This is a genomic window from Rossellomorea marisflavi (assembly GCF_009806575.1).
Lineage (GTDB): Bacteria > Bacillota > Bacilli > Bacillales > Bacillaceae_B > Rossellomorea > Rossellomorea marisflavi_A.
Genome location: NZ_CP047095.1, coordinates 998,006 through 1,017,533, shown reverse-complemented (window position 1 = coordinate 1,017,533; position 19,528 = coordinate 998,006). Strand labels below are relative to the sequence as shown.

The 19,528-nt window shown below is 50.4% G+C and carries 14 protein-coding genes; 7 read left to right on the top strand and 7 right to left on the bottom strand.

Annotation, left to right across the window (positions count from 1 at the left end; translation table 11 throughout):
* Positions 1 to 135: 135 nt before the first annotated feature.
* Positions 136 to 7,710, bottom strand: coding sequence for a carboxypeptidase regulatory-like domain-containing protein (locus tag D5E69_RS05395; protein WP_159129383.1), 7,575 nt, complete (start codon positions 7,708 to 7,710; stop codon positions 136 to 138).
* A 463-nt stretch (positions 7,711 to 8,173) separates the two neighbouring features.
* Here D5E69_RS05395 and D5E69_RS24050 point away from each other — a divergent pair, with 463 nt between their 5' ends.
* A complete protein-coding gene (locus tag D5E69_RS24050) occupies positions 8,174 to 8,398 on the top strand; it encodes a helix-turn-helix domain-containing protein (protein WP_367037818.1) in 225 nt (74 codons plus the stop codon).
* A 208-nt stretch (positions 8,399 to 8,606) separates the two neighbouring features.
* Positions 8,607 to 8,789: a hypothetical protein gene (locus D5E69_RS05385; protein WP_048005320.1), complete on the top strand. Its 183-nt coding sequence runs from the start codon at positions 8,607 to 8,609 to the stop codon at positions 8,787 to 8,789.
* Between the two features lie 240 nt (positions 8,790 to 9,029).
* Here the strand turns inward: D5E69_RS05385 and D5E69_RS05380 are convergent, their stop codons facing one another.
* The 4 genes from D5E69_RS05380 to D5E69_RS05365 all read right to left on the bottom strand — a co-directional run bounded on the left by D5E69_RS05380 (position 9,030) and on the right by D5E69_RS05365 (position 14,413).
* Entirely contained in the window at positions 9,030 to 9,401 is a 372-nt protein-coding gene (locus D5E69_RS05380; protein WP_063190838.1) for a DUF1304 domain-containing protein, read from the bottom strand.
* A gap of 330 nt (positions 9,402 to 9,731) precedes the next feature.
* Entirely contained in the window at positions 9,732 to 10,307 is a 576-nt protein-coding gene (locus D5E69_RS05375; protein ID WP_159129381.1) for a dienelactone hydrolase family protein, read from the bottom strand.
* Positions 10,308 to 10,499: 192 nt separating this feature from the next.
* Positions 10,500 to 13,094 carry a polynucleotide kinase-phosphatase gene (locus D5E69_RS05370; protein ID WP_347566733.1) on the bottom strand — a complete coding sequence of 865 codons (2,595 nt, stop codon included), beginning with the start codon at positions 13,092 to 13,094 and terminating at the stop codon, positions 10,500 to 10,502.
* Positions 13,091 to 14,413: a methyltransferase domain-containing protein gene (locus D5E69_RS05365; RefSeq protein ID WP_148796613.1), complete on the bottom strand. Its 1,323-nt coding sequence runs from the start codon at positions 14,411 to 14,413 to the stop codon at positions 13,091 to 13,093. The genes D5E69_RS05370 and D5E69_RS05365 overlap by 4 nt, the downstream gene beginning before the upstream one ends.
* A gap of 172 nt (positions 14,414 to 14,585) precedes the next feature.
* Here D5E69_RS05365 and D5E69_RS05360 point away from each other — a divergent pair, with 172 nt between their 5' ends.
* A complete protein-coding gene (locus D5E69_RS05360) occupies positions 14,586 to 14,948 on the top strand; it encodes a PadR family transcriptional regulator (RefSeq protein ID WP_063190842.1) in 363 nt (120 codons plus the stop codon).
* The gene (locus tag D5E69_RS05355) at positions 14,909 to 15,673 is read left to right on the top strand and encodes a VanZ family protein (protein ID WP_063190843.1); all 765 of its coding nucleotides are present in this window, start codon (positions 14,909 to 14,911) and stop codon (positions 15,671 to 15,673) included. The genes D5E69_RS05360 and D5E69_RS05355 overlap by 40 nt, the downstream gene beginning before the upstream one ends.
* Positions 15,674 to 15,833: 160 nt before the next feature.
* Here D5E69_RS05355 and D5E69_RS05350 read toward each other — a convergent pair whose 3' ends face one another.
* Positions 15,834 to 16,880: a 2,3-butanediol dehydrogenase gene (locus D5E69_RS05350; RefSeq protein WP_048005661.1), complete on the bottom strand. Its 1,047-nt coding sequence runs from the start codon at positions 16,878 to 16,880 to the stop codon at positions 15,834 to 15,836.
* A 117-nt stretch (positions 16,881 to 16,997) separates the two neighbouring features.
* On the opposite strand from D5E69_RS05350, the gene D5E69_RS05345 reads away from it, so the two are divergent.
* The gene (locus D5E69_RS05345) at positions 16,998 to 17,894 is read left to right on the top strand and encodes a LysR family transcriptional regulator (protein WP_159129380.1); all 897 of its coding nucleotides are present in this window, start codon (positions 16,998 to 17,000) and stop codon (positions 17,892 to 17,894) included.
* Positions 17,895 to 18,183: 289 nt separating this feature from the next.
* Here the strand turns inward: D5E69_RS05345 and D5E69_RS05340 are convergent, their stop codons facing one another.
* Positions 18,184 to 18,504, bottom strand: a complete 321-nt coding sequence (locus D5E69_RS05340; RefSeq protein ID WP_159129379.1) for a hypothetical protein — start codon at positions 18,502 to 18,504, stop codon at positions 18,184 to 18,186.
* Positions 18,505 to 18,652: 148 nt separating this feature from the next.
* On the opposite strand from D5E69_RS05340, the gene D5E69_RS05335 reads away from it, so the two are divergent.
* Both D5E69_RS05335 and D5E69_RS05330 read left to right on the top strand, forming a co-directional pair.
* Entirely contained in the window at positions 18,653 to 18,961 is a 309-nt protein-coding gene (locus tag D5E69_RS05335) for a hypothetical protein (protein WP_048015637.1), read from the top strand.
* Between the two features lie 183 nt (positions 18,962 to 19,144).
* Positions 19,145 to 19,321, top strand: a complete 177-nt coding sequence (locus tag D5E69_RS05330; RefSeq protein WP_159129378.1) for a hypothetical protein — start codon at positions 19,145 to 19,147, stop codon at positions 19,319 to 19,321.
* The last annotated feature ends 207 nt before the right edge of the window (positions 19,322 to 19,528 follow it).

Below are 19,528 nucleotides of genomic sequence, written 5' to 3'. Positions count from 1 at the left end.
GGGTGTTCGTCTATTTCCTCCCTTCAAGAGGTTGCCATATTCAAAATCTACTATTAAACAATTTTTTTATTTCCCTCGTCTCGGAACTCTCCCATAAAAAAACGATCCCGCATAAACGGGATCGCATTCATTATCTTAACAACCTGGTGGCCACTCCGGAAAATCACAGCTGGAGATAGCATCCTGATTGACGAATTCAGGATTTCCGCGAGGGAAGCAGAATTCAGCAAGGACCTCCAGGGTGACGTTGGCATGGACTTCGATCTGCAGGCAGGCAAGGAGGTTGATCTGGAAGAACTGATCAGTAAGGACTCCACCATCTGCCATGCATTTCACTTCAAGGAGCGAGCAGTCGATGTTCCCGGCGTTGAGGCCATCTGGAATGCAGACGGCAAGGGAACGGTCGAGATAGGCGCGGTACTCGATGACACACGAGCCCCCGTCCTCCGTCTCAAGGGTAAGCGTGACCGGGATCTCGATCCTGACATTCACGACTCCCGGCCTTCCGTTCTCGTACCCGATTACGCGGCAGCTTGCGGCTCCGGTGCTGCAGGAAATCGTCACGTCTTCGCCGAGGGCGAGGGCGTCTACCACGATTCCCCTGCAGTCAGGCGGGATCATGACCTTCTGGGACTCCCTGAACGGAGCGAATACCCAGTCGTACAGTTTGTCGGCTTTGATGCATTCCGGACGCAGATCGTTCGGCGGTGGTGGGTTCACGTTACCAAGCTGGATATCGAGCCTCAGGACCTGCCCTTCAAGAAGTGTGACCTCTACGAATTTCTCCGGATAGCCGAACGCCCTGACCCGGATCACATAGCGTCCAGGCGGGAGGCCGAAGAGGATATAGAAGCCATTTTGTGCCGACAACGTGGACCGGATCGGGACGTCGGAACCGAACGGATAGATTTGGACCAGTGCTTGAGAGATCGGTTCACCTGTGCGAATATCCGTGATGAAACCTGTGATGACGGCCGGGTCTCCGAGGAGATTGAAATTTTCCTGGATGGTTTGACCTCCAATGATGGCAACTTCCCTTGTCTGCGTCTGGAAGCCGACGGCCCTGACGACGAGGACTATCGGTCCTTGCGGTAACCCATCAATCAGGTAATTCCCGTTAATATCCGTAATGGCCGTTCCAAGTGGCACACCGGTTACAGAGAAGGCAAGAACGAGGGAATTTCGAATCGGCTCACCAGTCAAGGCTTCCCTGATAGTACCGGTTACGCTTCCGAATTCCAACCTCAATGCCTGGTTCACCGTCAATGTCTCAGCAAACCCGAGTTGAATCGGGACCGCTGCCGTTTGGTAACCAAACGCCTCAAATCGGAGGCTGTACGTACCTGCCGACAATCCTGTCAGCACGTAATTCCCGTCCTGGTCCGTTGTCGACGAGGCGACTGCGATTTCCGTCCCTTCGATGAAGAGCGTCACCGTTGCGTTCGTGATAGGAAGTCCCGTGGTGACATCCGTGACGACACCTACGATGCTGGAAGGCAGTCTAGTCAACTCGGCATCGACCGTTTTCGTTTCTCCAGGATTGAAGAAGAGGATGAACGTTTCGGACTGATACGTCGGTGCACTGTACACCACGCGGTACTCTTCCGGCAGGATTCCCGAGATAAAGTATTGACCTGACTGATCGGTTAAAACAGAAGCAATCGGAATGGTCGTGCCGATGGTGAAGATTTGGACAAGGGCTGAAGGAATCGGTAGTCCTATGGCGGCATCACGCACCGTTCCCTGAATGGCCGAAGACTCAGCCAGTAGACCGACGTCCACTGTCACGGTTGCTCCCGCCGGGATGGCGATGGTCCTCGATTCTGCCCCGTAGCCTTCCGCACTATAGATGACCGTATACAATCCTTCTGCTATGCCAGGAAGTTCATAAATCCCATTGGCATCGGTCAGAGTGCTTGTGATGAAGGTACCGTCCTGGTTGAACACCCGAACCAGAGCCCCTTGTATACTTGCACCCGTCACTTGGTCGAATACTCTTCCCGTCAACGTACCAGGATTCGGATCAAGGAAGGCATCTACTACTTCCACTTCATTCGGTTCCAAAATCACAGGGACAACGACATTCGCATAGCCACTGGCCGAGAAGATCACATCGTATTGTCCGACGGCAATATTCGATAGGGTGTAGGTTCCATCTGCCGAGGTCAGGATGCTCGTCACTTCAATATCTGTATTTGCAATGACCAATTTCACCAATGCACCTGAAATAGGGGCAAGCGTGACGGCGTTTACCACCGTACCCCTTATAGTCGCAGGAAAAGGTTGCATCGGGATGTTCAGTACTTCCGACTCACCAGCTGTCAGGAAAATTGTATTCGTCGTGATCATATAGTTTTGAAGTTCTGCCACGACATCAAACGTTCCAGTCGGAAGACCTGTAATGATGTAGCGTCCATTTTCATCCGATGTGACACGACGCACGAGAACGTTGGTCCCCGCTAGCCTGACCTCGATCACGGTACCGGGTAGCGGCGATCCATCGACAGCGTCGAACACCAACCCGCTCAATGAGGCAGGGTTTGGCTGTAGTGAAAGGTTTACGGTATTGGTTACATTCGATTGGATTAAGGTTTCTGCAAAACCTGCTTGATACAGTGGATTGACCGCTGTAATCGTGTAATCTCCCGGTGGCAGTCCCCCAAGATAATAGAATCCATTACTGTCGGTGTGGATGAAGACAATGATCGTGCCTTGATTGTTGATTGCCCGAACGAGCGTATCGCCAATCGGAAGCCCTGTCGCTGCATCGCGGACCGTCCCTTGAACAGCGCCTGGATTCGGCGTCAGGAACAACTCGACGTTAGTGATCTGGCCACTCAGTACTTCAGCAGAAACCGTCGCTGTTCCAAAACCTTCTTTACTGGCTAAGACGACATAGGACCGTGGTGAGAGATGGGTCGTCTGGAAAAAGCCATTGGCGTCGGTAAGCGTCGTGGTGATGATCGGTCCATCTCCTGAAAATTCCCTGACGGCAATCGTGGCATTCGGAATCGGCAAGTTTGTAACGGAATCTCTCACTATGCCTGTAATGATACCTGGGTTCGGCTGCAATGCAAAACTGACGTTGCTCACCGCATTCGGCGCCACCGTCACACCTGAAATCTCCGGTCCGAAGTTCGGTGCGTTGGCTGTTAGACGATACGTGCCCGGTGTTACTCCAGAGAACGAATATTGACCTGCTGTGTTGGTTACCGCAGTGGAAACAATGACACCTGTGTTATCTGTCAACGTGATGGTGGCATTCGGAATCGGGGCACCTGTTGCAAGGTTTGTGACGACCCCCACAACCTGACCTGGATCATCTGGTAAGAAGAGCTGGACGGTGAGCACATCTCCCGGAGCGGCAAACACTGACTTCGAATCTGTCCCAAAGTTTTGTGCATCTGCTGCCACGATGAGTGTCCCAGCGGGAAGACCCGTAAACGTGACATTCCCTGCTGCATCGGTCGTACCTGTCGCGATGACAATGTTGCTGGATGTCTTCACTTGGACCTGTGATCCGGCAATCGGTGTCGAGGTGCCAAGGATCAGGACCGTAGCCGTCAGTGTCACCGGATTCGCCGTAAGGACATTTGTGACCGGCACCGTCGCTCCTGCTGTCACAATGGCGGATACGGTGGAGGATGCAAATCCCGGCGCGCTCGCTGTGACGAAATACGTGCCAGGTGGCAATTGCGGTACTTGGTACGTGCCGTCTGGATTCGCAAGAAGTGTCACGATGAGCACATTATTTTCATTCAGGACAGAGATTTGAATGTTATTACCCGTTATCGGATTCCCGTTCACATCGACTACATTCCCAGATATGGTTCCTGGATTCGGCTGCAGGGAGATATTGGCCGTGCTGTTCTGATTGCTGATGATGATGGCTCCGACCTGCTCAGTGGAATAATTGGCCAGGGAGGCTGTGACGATGTAGGTACCCGGCGCAAGACCATTCAGAACATAGTTTCCGAACAATGACGTGGTAGTCGTGGCCACCGGCAACTGTGTCGTGGCGTCCAATACGACAACAGAAGCACCGGATAGTACGTTACCCGTTTGTCGGTCCGTTACCTGACCGGTCAGATTTCCGGTATCTGGCGTCAATACAAAATCAACGTTGGTGAGCACCTGCCCGATCGTCAGAGTGATTCCTCTCACTTGTTGTCCATAGTTCGGTGCGTTGGCAACCACCGTATAGGACCCTGCCGGAAGACCTCCGACGATATAGAATCCATTAGCATCCGATGAACCCGTGCCAACGAGTATCCCATTTGAATTCAAGACCTGAACGAAAGAAGTCGGAAGTGGTACGCCACCTGTCGTTGTAATCTGACCCGATGCCGACGCTGGATTCGGGATAATCGTCAAATTGACGACAGCCGTTCCGCCACTCGTCACCGTGGCCCCACCTTGAGCTGACGTATAATTCGGGGCACTTGCCGTGACGGTATACACGCCCGGTGCAAGATTATTGAAGGAATACGTACCATCCGGATTCGTTACGAAGGAATCGATGAACACATTGTTGACATCCCTTAGTTCCACGATTGTATTCGCTACTTCAGGTGTGACGGTCCCGATGATCCGACCAGGGAAAGGCTGGAGCTGAACGGCGACTGGAGTCGTCTGTCCTGATACGACAACGGCACCAACGGAACCGCTTTGGAAATCCTGTGCGATGACCGACACCGTATACGTATCCGGTCCGAGTCCTCCGACAGTGAAATTCCCTGCAGGATCCGTTATGACGGACGTAACCAATATCCCGCCGCTGTTGATGATGGAAACGGTCGCTCCACCGATGGGGGTCGACCCGATGCTGCTGGTGACCGTACCGAATATACTTCCAGGATTCGGTACAAGGGCCACATCTCCAATCGCTGTTTGGTTCGATACTACCTGAACCGTTGCGCTGTTCGTCTGAAAATCAGGTGCAGCAGCCACCACGGTATAGATTCCTGGTGCAAGATTACCAACCGAGTACTGGCCGTTGATGTCAGAAGAAACAGTGGCGATAACGGTCCCACCCGCATCGAGGATCCTCACCTGAACATTGGCACCGGCAAACGGTGCACCCGTCTGTGCATTGGTAATGGTCCCAGCCAATGATCCCGGATTGGCTGTGAGGATAAAGTTGACAACCGTTGTGGCGCCTGAAGTAATGGTCGCCCCCTCAGATCCCTGTTGAAAATTCAGATTACTCGCCACCACGATATAATTCCCTGGAGCGAGTCCTGTGATCGTATAGGTTCCGTCCGTCCCTGTCACGGTCGTCGCCACGATGACACCCGTTCCGGAGCTCGTCGTGACGGTGATGTTCACGCCCGCTAGTGGATTAGCCCCAGTATCCTGAACAAGCCCTGTGAGCGTTCCTGGATTCGGGGACAAAGTGGCATTCAAGATGGTCGTCTGCCCTCCAGTGATGGAAGTCCCGAGTGTGACGGTCGAGAAATTGGTGGCTCCAATCACCACGGTATAGGAACCAGGCGCCAATCCTGGAATCGTGTAATTCCCCGATGCATCCGTAAGGACACTCGCAATTTGTACGTTATTAAAGAATACTGTCACAGTCGCGTTTGGAATGGGAGCACTTCCTGGATCGGTGACGGTACCAGTAAGAGTTCCTGCAATCCGTGTCAATTCGGCATCAAGGATCGTCGTCGTATTGGAGGTGACCGTCGCACCCTTTGTCTGACTTCCATAGCCGCTCGCCGTGAATACGAACGTGTACGGACCTGGTAGGAGGTTGTTGAACGCATATTGCCCATTGGCATCAGTAGTAAAGGCATCAATGACGAATCCTTGGCTATCAACAGCTTGAACCGTCGCTCCCTGAATTGGAAGCTGTGTCGCTGCATCCCTCACCTGACCGGCAACGGCACCCGGATTTTGTTGAAGGAAGAGGTTCACCGTCGTGGTGGCACCTGAAACGACCTGGACAGAAACCGTCGAGGTCGAATATCCGAGAGCCACGGCCCTTACCTGATAGCTCCCCGGCGCCAAGTTGCCGAACGTATACAGCCCTGCTGCATCTGTAACAGTTGAAGAAAGAAGAATACCGGTCTGCGTGAGCAGTTCCACGGTTGATCCTTGAATCGGCGCGTTCGTCAAGCTATCCCGTACCGTTCCCGAAATGGCACCCGGGTTGGCCAAAAGCACAAAGTTCACGATGGACGTCTGGTTCGCAACCGTCGTCACACCAGCCGTCTGGGACTGGAAACCTGCTGCTGTAACCGATAAATTATAGGAGCCTGGAATGATGCCCTTAAACGTGTAATTTCCGGCTCCATTCGTTGTCGTCGTGGCAACAATCGTTCCTGCTGGATTGGTCAACACGATTGTAGCGTTGGCGATTGGGCCACCGCTCGACACATTTCCCGTAATGGTACTGTTGAGGGGCTGGAGGGCAATATTAACCGTTTGTGAACTGCCGCTCGATACGGACGTATTCACCGAAGCGGTCGTATAATTCGTTCTGGATGCTTGCACCGTGTAATTTCCCGCGGCAAGATTGGTGAACGAATAAAAGCCTGCTGCATTGCTAGTCGTAGTGGCAATCACCGTTACTCCTTGAAGAAGGGTCACGGTCGCATTCGGAAGCACAAGCCCAGTGGATTGATCGGTTATCGTCCCGTTAATCGTTGCTGCAGCCAACACATTCACGTTTACGATCGTCGTATTAGATGTTACCGTCCCTCCCGAATAGCTATCAACCCCTGTCGCCACCACACGGTCCAATAACCGTGTCCCGCTTGTCGTATAGCTACCGACCAAGGTGAAAGTCAGCGTCGCCTGCGCTTCTTCTCCTAAGTTGCCGACACTCCAGGTCAATTGTTTCGTTGCAGGATTATAGCTGACCAACCCCTGTGAAACACTATTTACGACAAAGGAACTGATGTTATCGGGTCCAAGGATATCCTGGAGAAAAATCGTCGTCGCCTGTGACTCCCCATTGTTCTGAACCCTGATTATTCCCGTCCACGTCGCTTGCTGGCCCAACAAGAGCAATGTCGGCCCACTCGTCAGTTGCTTGGTCGTCCGAAGTCTTGCCCTCACATCTGCATCCTCTGGAGTGACGGGATCACTGAATGCATTGGTAAAGCTAAAGCCTTCACTGGTACGAAGGGAGTCTTTATTGTAATTATTCGCATTGGCCGATGTAAAAGAAACAATGCGGATCAGTGAGGTCTCCGTGATGCCGAGAGTAGAGAAAAAAACGTTGGCAGGAAGATACCAATCCAGGAAAAAGTCCTGTGTCCCGCCAATTGAAGAATCCGCTGGGGAAACCCTGGCAAAATCGAAATTTGTAATCGGTCTAGACACATTCGGTGCCCCACTTCCATTTGTCCCTTCAGCTTGATCCGTCCATGAGTTCACTTGTACAATCGTATTTTGAATCAAACTTACGCGATTATTCAACCCATCCACGTTAAAAAGCCAGTTATACGTACCTGCTACTCCAGTCGTGTTAATGAGCACACCCCATGAAAAATTCCGAAAACCCGTCAGCTGCGTATTACGCGGGTCACCGTCCAATCGAATCCTAAAATAAACATTCGTTCCATCATAGGCAAAAAAACCTGCGGGAAACGTTGAATTCCCGACGATATCCGTTGAAGGCGGATTTTCATCCCCCACTACATCGAATAGCGGGACACCACCAACTTCAATCGGTGTAAATTGATCATTACTCGGAAACGCCAAACCCAAACCCCTCCTTATATAGAATCTCTATATCTTATTGGGGTGGGACAAATCGGTATAGTGCGTATGTCCAGAACTGGAAAAAGAAATCCCCTGCTGACAAGCCATTGAAGATGGTTCTCTGCAAAGTGAACACCCAATCCTCGATTGAGATGCACGTACAGACAACTGAAAACATGAAATGATTCACACGCTTAACCACATTAAGGACTACACACAAAAAAGGTCATCACCCCTCAAAAGGATGATGACCTTTACGTCCATATTAAAAATAGATTAAAAAATTTTAAGATTGAATCCCTTAAAAAGGTTTATGTTTAAAATGGCAGGGTAAAACTACAATTGCACAGATTTGATTACTTCGATATCAATTACCCGATACCTACTACGGCAATTACCCCGGACAAGAATCTACTAAAGAGGATTAGGGCTGTTGCACCTAGTTCTTATTTTTTGGAAGTGGGTGTTCTTCTTGGAGATAACACAATATATTGGACGAAGGCTCAGATACCACCGAAGGACCCAAGATATCACCATTCAAGAACTGAGCAAGGCAACCGGACTATCCATCAACTTTATTTCGTCCCTGGAAAGAGGTAAAACAAATGCATCTATTAACAAAGTTGATATTCTTGTCAAAGCCCTGAATATCTATTGGGTGGATATACTCCCATCCAAAGAAGAGTAATTCCCATTTTCCAATTGGAAATTTTACACTTAATAAGTCTTATTTTTACTACTTTTAAACGTAATTTAATTGGGAATTTATGAATATTGCTTGTATGGGATACACTGAAGTAGAATGGGAACGAATGTTTCCAAGTCAAACTACAGGGTGTGTTCCATACGTGATATTCCACATCGAACGTACTGGTTGCAGAAACCGAGAGAAACCTTTGGATTGTGCTTATGAAATCAAAGGTAAATGGTATGTGGAACTTGATGACCTATCCGAACTGGTCGGGATCATTGAGCAGTTTAGCGAAGCGGTGATCATCAAACAACACTACCTTAATCCAAACAGCGAAGGCATTCCATCGATCCTCATCCAGGATAAGGAATGCAATTGCTGCTCTTAATTCGGCAGGGAGAGGCCATCTCCCTGCTCTTTTCATGAACACAATCTACCAATACCCTCAACTCTGAATCCTCAAACCTCCTACTATTTTTATTTCTCCCCTTTCTTCAGGTGAAGATCGTACATATGACAGAATCGGTCTCATTACGGAACGTATGAATCATGATTTTTTTATGCAGTATACAGAGCCATCCAGTTGCAAAAAAAAAAAAACGCCATTCCCGGAATGGCATTTTCTTCTTTACATCACGATGATCAGGGCAATCAGCGCCAGTATCGCTGGCACCCCCTGTTTCACGATGATTCCCTTATTGGAAGTGAACCCGCCAAACAACGCAGCGATCACCACGCAAATCACAAAGAATAGCTGGATCATATAGCCTGTCGATGTGCTTCCGAGGATCAAGCCCCAGAGAAGCCCTGCAGCAAGAAATCCATTGTAAAGGCCCTGATTGGCGAACATCGTGGCCACATTGGGATCCCCCTGGAGATGCTCCGGCAGATTGAAAGCCCGTTTGGCCATCTTTGATCGGATAAAGAACATTTCGAGGATCATGATGAACAGATGCTCGATCGCCACGATCCCTACTAATATAATTGCTATGATTTCCACAATAATCTCTCCTCTACTCGTACATCCCTTTATAGTATGTTCATCAGTTGTTCTTGACAAGCGGGAAGACACAGAAAAGTTGCAGACCAGAACATGATTTTCAACTTTTCCACATTCATTGAGCAGGTAACCCGGAAGAATAAAAGGACAAAGATTGAATGCAGAAGATACTATGTTCTACCATTACTGAATCAAACTGATAGATGTTATCCTACCTTTTTTGCTCCTATACTCCATTAATCTTTTGAAAATCGCTGTTTTGACCTTATAAGATAGTGAGCTTGAATCTTGTAGCCGTATAATGACCCGATCTCAATACTTTGTATTTAGTTAAGATTCACCTAGAAAATTGATCACTCGCTTGATGAGCAGCTTCGTCGCGTCATCATCGTAAGACGGTAAACAACTCTCTGTGAAGAGATGTTCTCTTCCTTCATATAAAAAGAGTTCAGCGAGATTGGTTGATTTAACAATCTCACGGGCCGCATCAATGTCACCGTCTTCAACAAAAAAAGGATCTTCAGTCATTGCGTGAATTTGAACCGGTACGTCTTTTGGCCACTCGGAATCGAATGCCGAGGGCGGAAGGCAGGCATGAAAGAATAGTGCACCTCTTGCGCCTTCACGTGTTTGAGCGAGCTTCTGTGCAGCCGGGACACCTAATGAAAAACCTGCATACACAATATCATTTGAAAGTTCGTTAGCCGCCTGAACGCCACGCGCCGACACTTCTCCAAATCCAATCCCCTTCACGAATTCCAAGCCCTCTTCCAGCGTAGAAAAAATGCGGCCATCAAATAAATCTGGCACATGAACAAAATGTCCTGCATCTCTCAATCGATCCGCTATTGCTTCAATTCCCTTTGTTCGGCCCAAAACATGATGGAACATCAAAACCTCTGCCATCTTCTTTTCCTCCTACCAATTAAGTTTCATATCTATTAGATTCAACGGTAAGACTCTTATACCTTCAAATACATTATGAGATACATGCGATCATTCTGCTTTAGTGGTATTCATTGAAACACCACTCAGTGGCCTATACACTCACTTTATATAGTTTATTTTGACCACAGGATAAGTCATCTCTTGATTCACTCACAACCTCGGATCGACCGGGTCGGCATTGCTTGCGAGCGTTCCGAGGGCGCACTCGTGTATGCGTTCGAGGCTCTCCCCGTCAACAAAGCGCCTGATGCCTTCAAGGCCGAGGGCAAATTGCCGGAGGGCAAGCTTTTGTTTCTTGGACACATTCCGTTTTCTTAGGCGGTCCAGGTTCCCGGGCTGCGTGTAATCCATGCCGTAGATGATGTGGAGATACTTCTGACCCCTCACCTTGATGGCAGGCTGGACGAGCTTGCCTTTAGACCGCGCCAGGAAGGTTTCCGGCTTGATGACGATGCCTTCATGCCCATCCTCTGTCATCTCGAGCCACCATTCGATCACGTCCTGTTCCGAGGCCTCACCATCGATGATCTTGTACTCAGTCTCCACAAATAAATCGCTGAAGCGTGCAAACTCCCGGTTCTTCTCCATATGCCACGTATGAGGCTGATTGAAGAACGTTTCCCCGCTGTGGGCAAGGACGTGGAACGGGGCGATCTGGATGTCGCCGAAATCCTCGACGTCCCAACAGTAGGTTTCATAGACACCCTTGAACACACCGGCATGATGAAGCTTTTCCTCATACTCCGTGAGCCAGGCGCTGATCCCTTCATGCTCCCCGACGGCCTCCGCGAGCTTGCCCGTCAGCTTCTTCCGGTCCATGAGTGCCTGCTCCGCCACATGGGCGTATTGGGTATGGATCAGTTCCTTCGCCTTCAGGTTCCACGGCATGATCTCGGCATCGAGGAGCACATAGTCGGTCTCGTACCGCGAGAAATATCCACCCTTCACGAGATCTTCATGAAGGGTATGAAGGACACGATCCTCCACCTCTTCCTGGAAGAAACGCCTACCCGTCCGCGTGTACATAACGCCTAAGGTTCGTCTTCCTATGACACGCTCCCCGGCTTCCGCGTCCTTGAATAAGAGCAGGATCCCCCTGCTGCCCATATGCTTCTTCTCAGCCACCATCCGGTTGATGCCAAGACTCCGGTAGTAATCGATGGCGTCCTGCGGGTGTTCAAGGAACCCGTCGACCGTCGATGCTTTCGGAGTCGGACTCATGGTCGGCGGGATGTAGATGAGTTCCTCGACCGGGACCGTGAAATGGGAGACAGCGTCGATCGTCGGAATGATCTGCGCCTTCGGGATGACCACTTCCCCGTACGTTTCCGTCTCCACGCTGTAGCCGTTCAGGAATCGGGCGATATTCGGCGGATGAAGTCGCTTTTCCGCAAGCTCTTCCAGCGGATTCGAATCACTGCCTGAATAGTCCGTTTTCCCCTTCACCGACAGCAGCGTCCGCTCCGGATACCGGTAGGCCGTGAGCTCTCCTCCGAACACCACGCCTTGATCGATATTCAGGGTGTTGTTCATCATGAGGGGCTTAGGCTTCGGATCATGGCCCCACAGGATCAAGAGGCTGTTGTGATGATGAACGGTCCAATCCTTTCTCACCGGGCGCCCGTCCTCATGGAAGCCATCTGTATCCCCGTATCGGCAGAAGTCGCTGACTGCATGGGACTGCTTGCCGATGAATTCGTCCTTGATGCCGGCATGGGCACAGACTGCGACCGGTACTGCGTTTTGCTTCAACACAAGATGGGACGGGGCCCTTAATAGGAAGCTACGCCATGTTTCTTTCAGCTCATTGACCGCCTCTTCCCCGTGCTCCGCTTCGTATCGTTCAAGCATCTCCGCGATCCACTCATCTCCGTGGCTCAAGGTGACGTTCCGGCCGCCAAGGTAGCGCGCGATCTTCCATCCGTGATTGCTGTCGATAATATGGGCAAGCCCCCGTTCGACGTGCCTGTGGAAAAAAGTCATGGTCTCAAAAGACTTGGGACCACGGCTCATGATGTCGCCGAGTGAAAGGAATGTGCGCCCGTAGGGATGGATGTAGAATCCGTCTTCATTTTCTTCATAGCCGAGTTTCACGAGGAGCTCGATCAGTTCATCAAAGCATCCGTGGACGTCCCCGATGATGTCGACTCCATTTCCTACATCAAGTTCCAGCGGATTGCCTCCCCGGATCCACTCGACGGAATCAGAAGGACGGACCGTATAGACAGCGCGGTAGCCTTCTTTCTTCACAAAGCGCTTTTCCCTTTTGAAAATCTGGTACTGTTGCTTGATGCGGCGTTTCCCTCGGGGGTTGTCCCTGTGGAGATCGCGCTCAAGGAGTTGATCCTGATCGGTATCAAGGATGAGGGCCACGACGGGAACATGGTTCTCCTTCGCCATGGCGATGTAGCGCTTCCGGTCATCGGGATGCAGATGGGTGGCATCGACGAAGGTCAGCTTGTTCATGCGGCAGCGTGCGCCGATCACGGCATCCATCATCCCGAACGCTTCCTTGGAGATCTGCTGGTACGTATCATACAGCGCATCGGCTTCTTCCTTCGGCCTGTCCTTCCAGTCGATGAATTCCACGTCTCCGACGAGCTTCCTGAACTCATCGGAGCTCACGATTTCGGATGGTGCCAGGATATCCTCCTCGACCAGCTCGCGCAAGAGCGTCGTCTTGCCGCTATTGGACGGCCCTATGAGAAGGACAATGCCGGCATGTGGGATTACAATCTTCATCATGATTCCTCCTTTCGTGTGAAAATGGCAAACTGCGTCGGCTGCCCGTGGGTGTCATGGTCATCACCGATTCCCTGATGGGTGATATCATACGCTTGATCCCCGTCCATATTCCGGCACCAGGTCTGGAACTCTTCACGTGTCCATTCGAACCGGTGATCGGGGTGGCGGTATCCTTCCCCCATGTCGTACACCCGGTTGTACTCGGCGTTTGGCGTCGTGATCAGGAGGGTGCGCGGTCTGTAGGCACCAAGGATCGTCTCCATGATCTTCGGCAGGCGGTGTTGATCGATATGCTCGATCACTTCGCACAGGATGATCACATCCTTATTCCGGAGGCGCTCATCATAATAGAATAACGACCCCATCACGTTTGTCGGTTTCAGGAATCCCGGCTGACTTTCCGCTTTCTCGAAACGCTTCAATGCCTTCAGGGCGGCCTGCTCCGACGGTTCGACAGCAAGGATCTCTTCTATTCCGGGAACAAACCCAAGGCGTGCGGCCAGCTTTCCTTCCCCTGAGCCCATGTCGACCACGCTCGATTTCGTTCGTAGTCCTTTGACCACGTGGATGATCGACTCATACCGGGTATCATTGAGTCTCGGTTTGGCCGGCTCCGACTTTCCTTTCCCTTCCTCGGGAAGAACATGGCGGTATACATCCTTGAAGCGGAGGGCCCGCTGCAGGATGAATGCACGTTTCGGGTGATCATCGAGCCACCCTTCCCCGTATCTCTCAATCTTGTCGATTTCCTTTTCATCGATATAGTAGTGCTTGTACTGATCAAGGACCGGGATGAGGACGAACAGCTGCCTCAGTCCTAGTTGGAGGGTCGTTCTCCCTTTCAGTGTGATGAACCTGGCGGCCGGTTCCCCTTCGCTCCGGTCGATCCCCACGGCAAATCCAAGGGGATCGAACAGCTCGGTGATCGCCCCGTCCGACAGAGAGGATGCGAGGGGGCCGAACTCGAATGTGAACGGAAAGGCATGATCCACCCACTCCGTGTAGGCTTCCTTCGGTTTGCCGTTGAGGGCCGTGCCGAGGGACGTGCGCAGGAACGTACAGAAGATGCTGCTTACGGAAAATTCGCGGTCATTGATGTAGGAAGTGATGTCATATTTCTCCGAACCGTCCCTCGACAGTTCGATCGGGTCGGGCGTCACGAAGAAGGTCACTTCCACCTCATCCTCACTGAACGTGCTGAAAAACATCCGAACGAGATGCCCGTTCTGACTACGCTCGTAGAGGTTCGCCGGGTTCTTCGCAAGCAGATGGGAGATGACTCTCGCATCCTTATCTGCCGTATGGATCGTCAATTGCATGGGGATCCTTCCTTTCTACTGGGTTATTAATTCACTAGTATACCAGTTCAGGATGGAATAAGTTTCAATAATTGTTAAATGTTCTTGCCAATTTCCATAGAAGGAGGTACAATCCAAATATACCTCGTAAAACGATGTACATAGTAACACGATATAGAAGGAGGAATGACGGTTGGACAAAGAAATTATGAAGGGCAGCATCGACATCCTGCTCCTATCCCTGATCAGCTCGGAGGATATGTACGGCTATCAGATCGTGAAGGCGCTGAAGGAAAACAGTGACGAGCTCTACAGCATGAGCGAAGGCACCCTCTACCCTGCTCTGAAGCGGTTGGAGAAAAAGGGATGGATCCGCTCCTACTGGCAGGAGCCCGATACGGGAGCGCGACGGAAATACTACGCCGTCACCGAAGACGGGAAGGCCGAACTGAGCCGGAAGCTAAAAGAGTGGAACAACGTCAACACCTTAATCAACAGATGTTCGGAGGGAATCGCATGGATCAAACCATTGAGAACTACATCGACCGCATTGTAAACAAACTCGACATCGACGAAATCGACCGACTCGAGCTGAAAGAGGAAATGAGGGGGCACATCGACCTGTTGAAAAGCGATTTCATCGCACAGGGACTTGAGCCGGAAGAAGCGACCAAGGCGGCCCTGCAAAGCTTCGGCCATGAAGAAACCCTGAAGGACGGACTGAAGGAGTCGTATTCCCCTTTCAATAATGGCGTTCTTCTATTCCTGAAGCTGGCCGGAGGTGCCTATGCCCTTGTGCTGCTATGGACACTGCTGCTTCAACGCATCGTGAATAACATGGTGGCCTACTTCTCGACCCCTTTCTACTTCAATCAATACTTCTGGGTTCCCGAGGGGGCAGGGTATTTCAATATGGACGCATGGGTGCGGAATGCAAACGTCATGCCGTTTCACAGCCTGTATGAATACATATCGAGATGGGACCATTACAATGTCGATATCATCCTATCCAACACATTCGGCAACATCCTTCTCTACATTCCACTCGGATTCTTCCTGCCTCTCCTCATCATGAAGGGTGTGGGAATGTTGAAGGTAGTCAAACAGTCAGCCATTCTCATCTTCCTTGTGAATCTGGCACAATATGTGCTCCATTTGGGACGCTTTGATGTGGATGATGTGATCCTTGGTACCGTCGGTGCGTTGATCGGGTATCTGATCTATCGACCGTTCATGCGATGGTCGAAGGGGATGGCAAGTCGGCGGGTTGTGAAGGCGTAGATTTTACTTAAAGGGCTCTAGTAGAGCACAAGTAATCAATGGCATCATTCATTTCTACGGATTCTTATGTTTGAGCACGCTATATAGATAGAAAAGGAGACCCATCCTGAACGAATTGGGTCTCCTTTTTCTATTATTGAATGTGATAATGGTCGGCCTTTTACTTCTGTTCTGATTGCACCAAAATCTTCACCTGATTCTTCTCCTTGATCAGGCTCTGGAAGCCTTCTTCGATGACGTCATCGAGAGGGATCCGTTTGGTGACGAGTTTGTCGGCAGAGAAGTAGCCTTTTTGCATGAGGGAAAGGACGGCCGGATACACGTCGCGGTAGCCGATGATGCCTTTGACGGTCCGTTCCTTGATGACGATGTCATTCGGCAGGATTTCCGCTCCCTGTTCCCAGATGGAGACGATGATTGTTTCGCCACCGATCCCTGTTGACTGGATTGCCTGGCGAAGGACGACCGGTACCCCTGTCACTTCGAAGGATACATCGACACCTCCACCGGTGAGGCGGCTGATTTCCGCCACGGTATCGTCCACTTCTGCAGGGTTGACGACAATCGCACCGAGTTCTTCTGCCTTGGCTTGTCTCTCAGGAGAAAGCTCGACGGCATAGATATCGGTCGCACCAGCGGCTTTCAATGCTTCGATCACAAGAAGCCCGATCGGCCCGCATCCGAACACCGCGACTTTATCCCCTGCCTTTACTTTACTTGAACGTACCGCGTATAGGGCCACAGCAGACGGTTCCACAAGTGCGCCCTGTTCATAGGAAAGGTCATCCGGAAGCTTGAAGAGGAGCTCTTCATCGACAGCCACGTATTCACTCAAGCCGCCACCGCCGCCTGCAAGTCCTAGGAAGCCCATTTGCTCATCGAGATTATAAGCGCCTTGGTGGCCATGTGTGGCGAAGATCGGTTCCACGACAACGCGGTCGCCTACTTTATAATTGCTCACGCCTTCTCCGACTTCCACGACTTCACCGGAGAACTCATGCCCGAGGGTGACAGGCGCTTTTTCGCCGGTAAGAGGATGGGGCTCATCGACCGGGATGAAGATCGGTCCGCCCAAGTATTCATGAAGATCACTACCGCAGATTCCACACCATTTCACTTTCATTTTCACCTGACCGGCACCTGTCACCGGTTCTTCGATTTCTTCCAAACGGATGTCTTTCTGGTCATGCCATCTTAGTGCTTTCATCATGTGCCATCTCCTTCTATCTTGTCTACACCCTCAGTATACAACGAACGACACTTATGTTAAATTTAGTTAATATTAACGTTTGTTAAGCAGAACGTAACTAAAAAGAGGTTTACTATGACAATCGAACAGTTGAAGTATATAGTCGAAATCGGAAAAACCGGCTCCCTGAAGGCAGCGGCAGAACAACTCCACATCACTCTCCCTGCCCTTAGCCAGTCAATCAAACAGTTGGAAAAAGAACTCAACATCCCCATCTTCCATCGTTCCAGAAGGGGCTCGATCCCGACCGAGGAAGGACGCCGGCTCATCGAAAAAGCCCAGGTCGTCCTCTTGAAGCTCCAGGATTTCATGGATGAAGTCGAAACCTACACGGAAACCATGAACGGCGAAATCAAGGTCGCCACGTATCCCGGCCCCATGGAGATCCTCGTGCGCGTCATCACGGAGCTGAAGCGGGAATACCCGAACGTCAAGGCGTCCGTCTATGAAAACAGTACCGAGTTCATCATCGACCGCGTCCTCGAAGGCGAGGTCGACGTCGGCTTCATCACCTATACGGAAAAAGAAGAAAAGCGATACCGCAATCTCGTTTTCAAGAAGCTCGTCGACGGGCATATGGTTGCCGCCGTCAACAAGCACTCCCCCCTTGCCAAGGAAACGCTCATCACCCAGGACATGCTCATCGGCCAACCCATCGTCCTGTACAATGACAAGTACATCCAAGAATTCATGAAGGGCTTCAGCTCCCTCCCCTTCGACATCCTGTTCACCACCAACAACGTCGACACGATCCGCCTCGCCCTCGAGACCAACACGGCCATCAACATCGGCTTCGACTACGCCTTCCGCACCGACGCAGGATTATCCCGAAGCGCCGAATACGTACTCGTGAACTTCGCACCGCCTTATTATAAAACGTATTCCTTCGGGTATTTTTATAACGCGAATAATGGATTGTCCCGGGTCATCCGGGAGTTTTTGAAGAGGGTGCGGTCGGTGATTGTGGATTAGGATTTAATGAAAAACAATCAGTGTAGATTCTTTATATCGCTCATGATTTGCGTGCAAGACTTCGCTTTCCGCGGGTAGCCCGTGAGCCTCCTCGGCAAGCCTGTGGGTTCTCACATCAGCTACTCTTCCCGCTGGAGTCTGCGTCTTGCACTCCAATCAACCGCTAGAAACCATTTACATGGTCAACAAGCAAAATAATAAACCCGAACTATTTTTGCCTTATTTCACGCAAAGGAGTTCGGGTTTTACTATTAGGAAAACACTTTGCCCCAACCTGTTTTAAATCCTCTCAGATGACCAACCCGAATCCACTTACCACTACAAGCATGAGGACGAAACGGATAAGTTGATGGCTGAAGGTCACCTTCCCATTCATGAATTTTCCATTCAGAATAGCTCCTAGCTGAATCACAAGAAACCCTGCCGCAAGTAACGCCAGTGCTCCCAGGGTATTTGTGAAGAAAACGAGATAAACGGCCATGCATAAGCTTCCGGCCACGAACAGCACGGCGTTCTGAACCGGAATATCTCCTTTGAAGAGCTGGACGGATCCTGTTAAAAGGTGAAGAAGTGCGTAGAGCGAGGCAATGACGATGAGTGTAATGAGCATAATGACCTCCATACTTTAAGTATTCGATCAATTCAACATCTTAACTATCATTCTATCAAAAACACAACCTTTAAACCAACTAATTCCAAATAAAGAAATATATGATATATTTAGATTATCTGTAAATGAGACCAACGGAGGATTCACTATGTGGATTATATTAGGACTTATCGCGATCGCAGCAACAGTATTAAATCTTTTCCTGTATTTCTCTGGAAAGGATCACAAACTCGCCATGGCGCTGGGGCTATCATTCACCGCATTGACGATGTGTGCAGAGTACAGTCTCGTCTCGCAGTGGGTAAAAGCAGAAGACTGGTCAGCACTGGAGGACGTCGTTCCTACAATGGAAAGAGCTTTGTGGGTTCTCGTCATTGTGTCGATCCTACTAAATACGGCGCCTATGCTAATAGGTAGAAAAAAGCAGAAGCATGTTAAAAAAATTGATAAGGAGTGAATGTGAATGAGTTATTGGACGTGGCTCATCATCTGTATCCCCCTCATCGTCGGGGTCATCGCGGCTAATTCTTCGAGGAAGGGTAAACGATGAACGTCATTCGCCGACCATTGACTCTTATGCTATTGGCCATGCTTTTCATAGGCGGATGATATCGGCCTGTGGGCCTTCACCCATGAAGAAATGACCCAAAATAGAGCCAAAAGAAACAGCGCCCGATTTATTCTGGGGTATAGAAACGGAACGGCTGAACGTGAATCAAAGGGGTGGAGCTATTACTTGCCCGATGATCCGACGGAAGCGGACCGGACAAAAGCTTGGATCGGGGTATTCGAGACGGTGGAATCGGTTGGGGAGTGAACCTGTAGGGGACAGCCTATCAGATCATCATAGAAAGCATTTATAAGAATCCCAACGACGTTTATTAGAGGTGATTGGAATGTTTACTGAAGGTTTTTGGCTTGTGTTATGGTGATACTGATTATTTACAGTGTTTATGTGAAGGTGAAATCGAGTCGTTGCTCAGCCAGATTTTTTGGTATTAGAGTTTCCTTTAAGCCAAATCCC

Coding starts and splice junctions, on each gene's coding strand:
- D5E69_RS05375 (WP_159129381.1), bottom strand. CDS start 10,307: ATGGCAGAGGTTTTGATGTTCCATCATGTTTTGGGCCGAACAAAGGGA.
- D5E69_RS05370 (WP_347566733.1), bottom strand. CDS start 13,094: ATGATGAAGATTGTAATCCCACATGCCGGCATTGTCCTTCTCATAGGG.
- D5E69_RS05365 (WP_148796613.1), bottom strand. CDS start 14,413: ATGCAATTGACGATCCATACGGCAGATAAGGATGCGAGAGTCATCTCC.
- D5E69_RS05355 (WP_063190843.1), top strand. CDS start 14,909: ATGGATCAAACCATTGAGAACTACATCGACCGCATTGTAAACAAACTC.
- D5E69_RS05350 (WP_048005661.1), bottom strand. CDS start 16,880: ATGAAAGCACTAAGATGGCATGACCAGAAAGACATCCGTTTGGAAGAA.
- D5E69_RS05345 (WP_159129380.1), top strand. CDS start 16,998: ATGACAATCGAACAGTTGAAGTATATAGTCGAAATCGGAAAAACCGGC.
- D5E69_RS05340 (WP_159129379.1), bottom strand. CDS start 18,504: ATGCTCATTACACTCATCGTCATTGCCTCGCTCTACGCACTTCTTCAC.
- D5E69_RS05335 (WP_048015637.1), top strand. CDS start 18,653: ATGTGGATTATATTAGGACTTATCGCGATCGCAGCAACAGTATTAAAT.
- D5E69_RS05330 (WP_159129378.1), top strand. CDS start 19,145: ATGACCCAAAATAGAGCCAAAAGAAACAGCGCCCGATTTATTCTGGGG.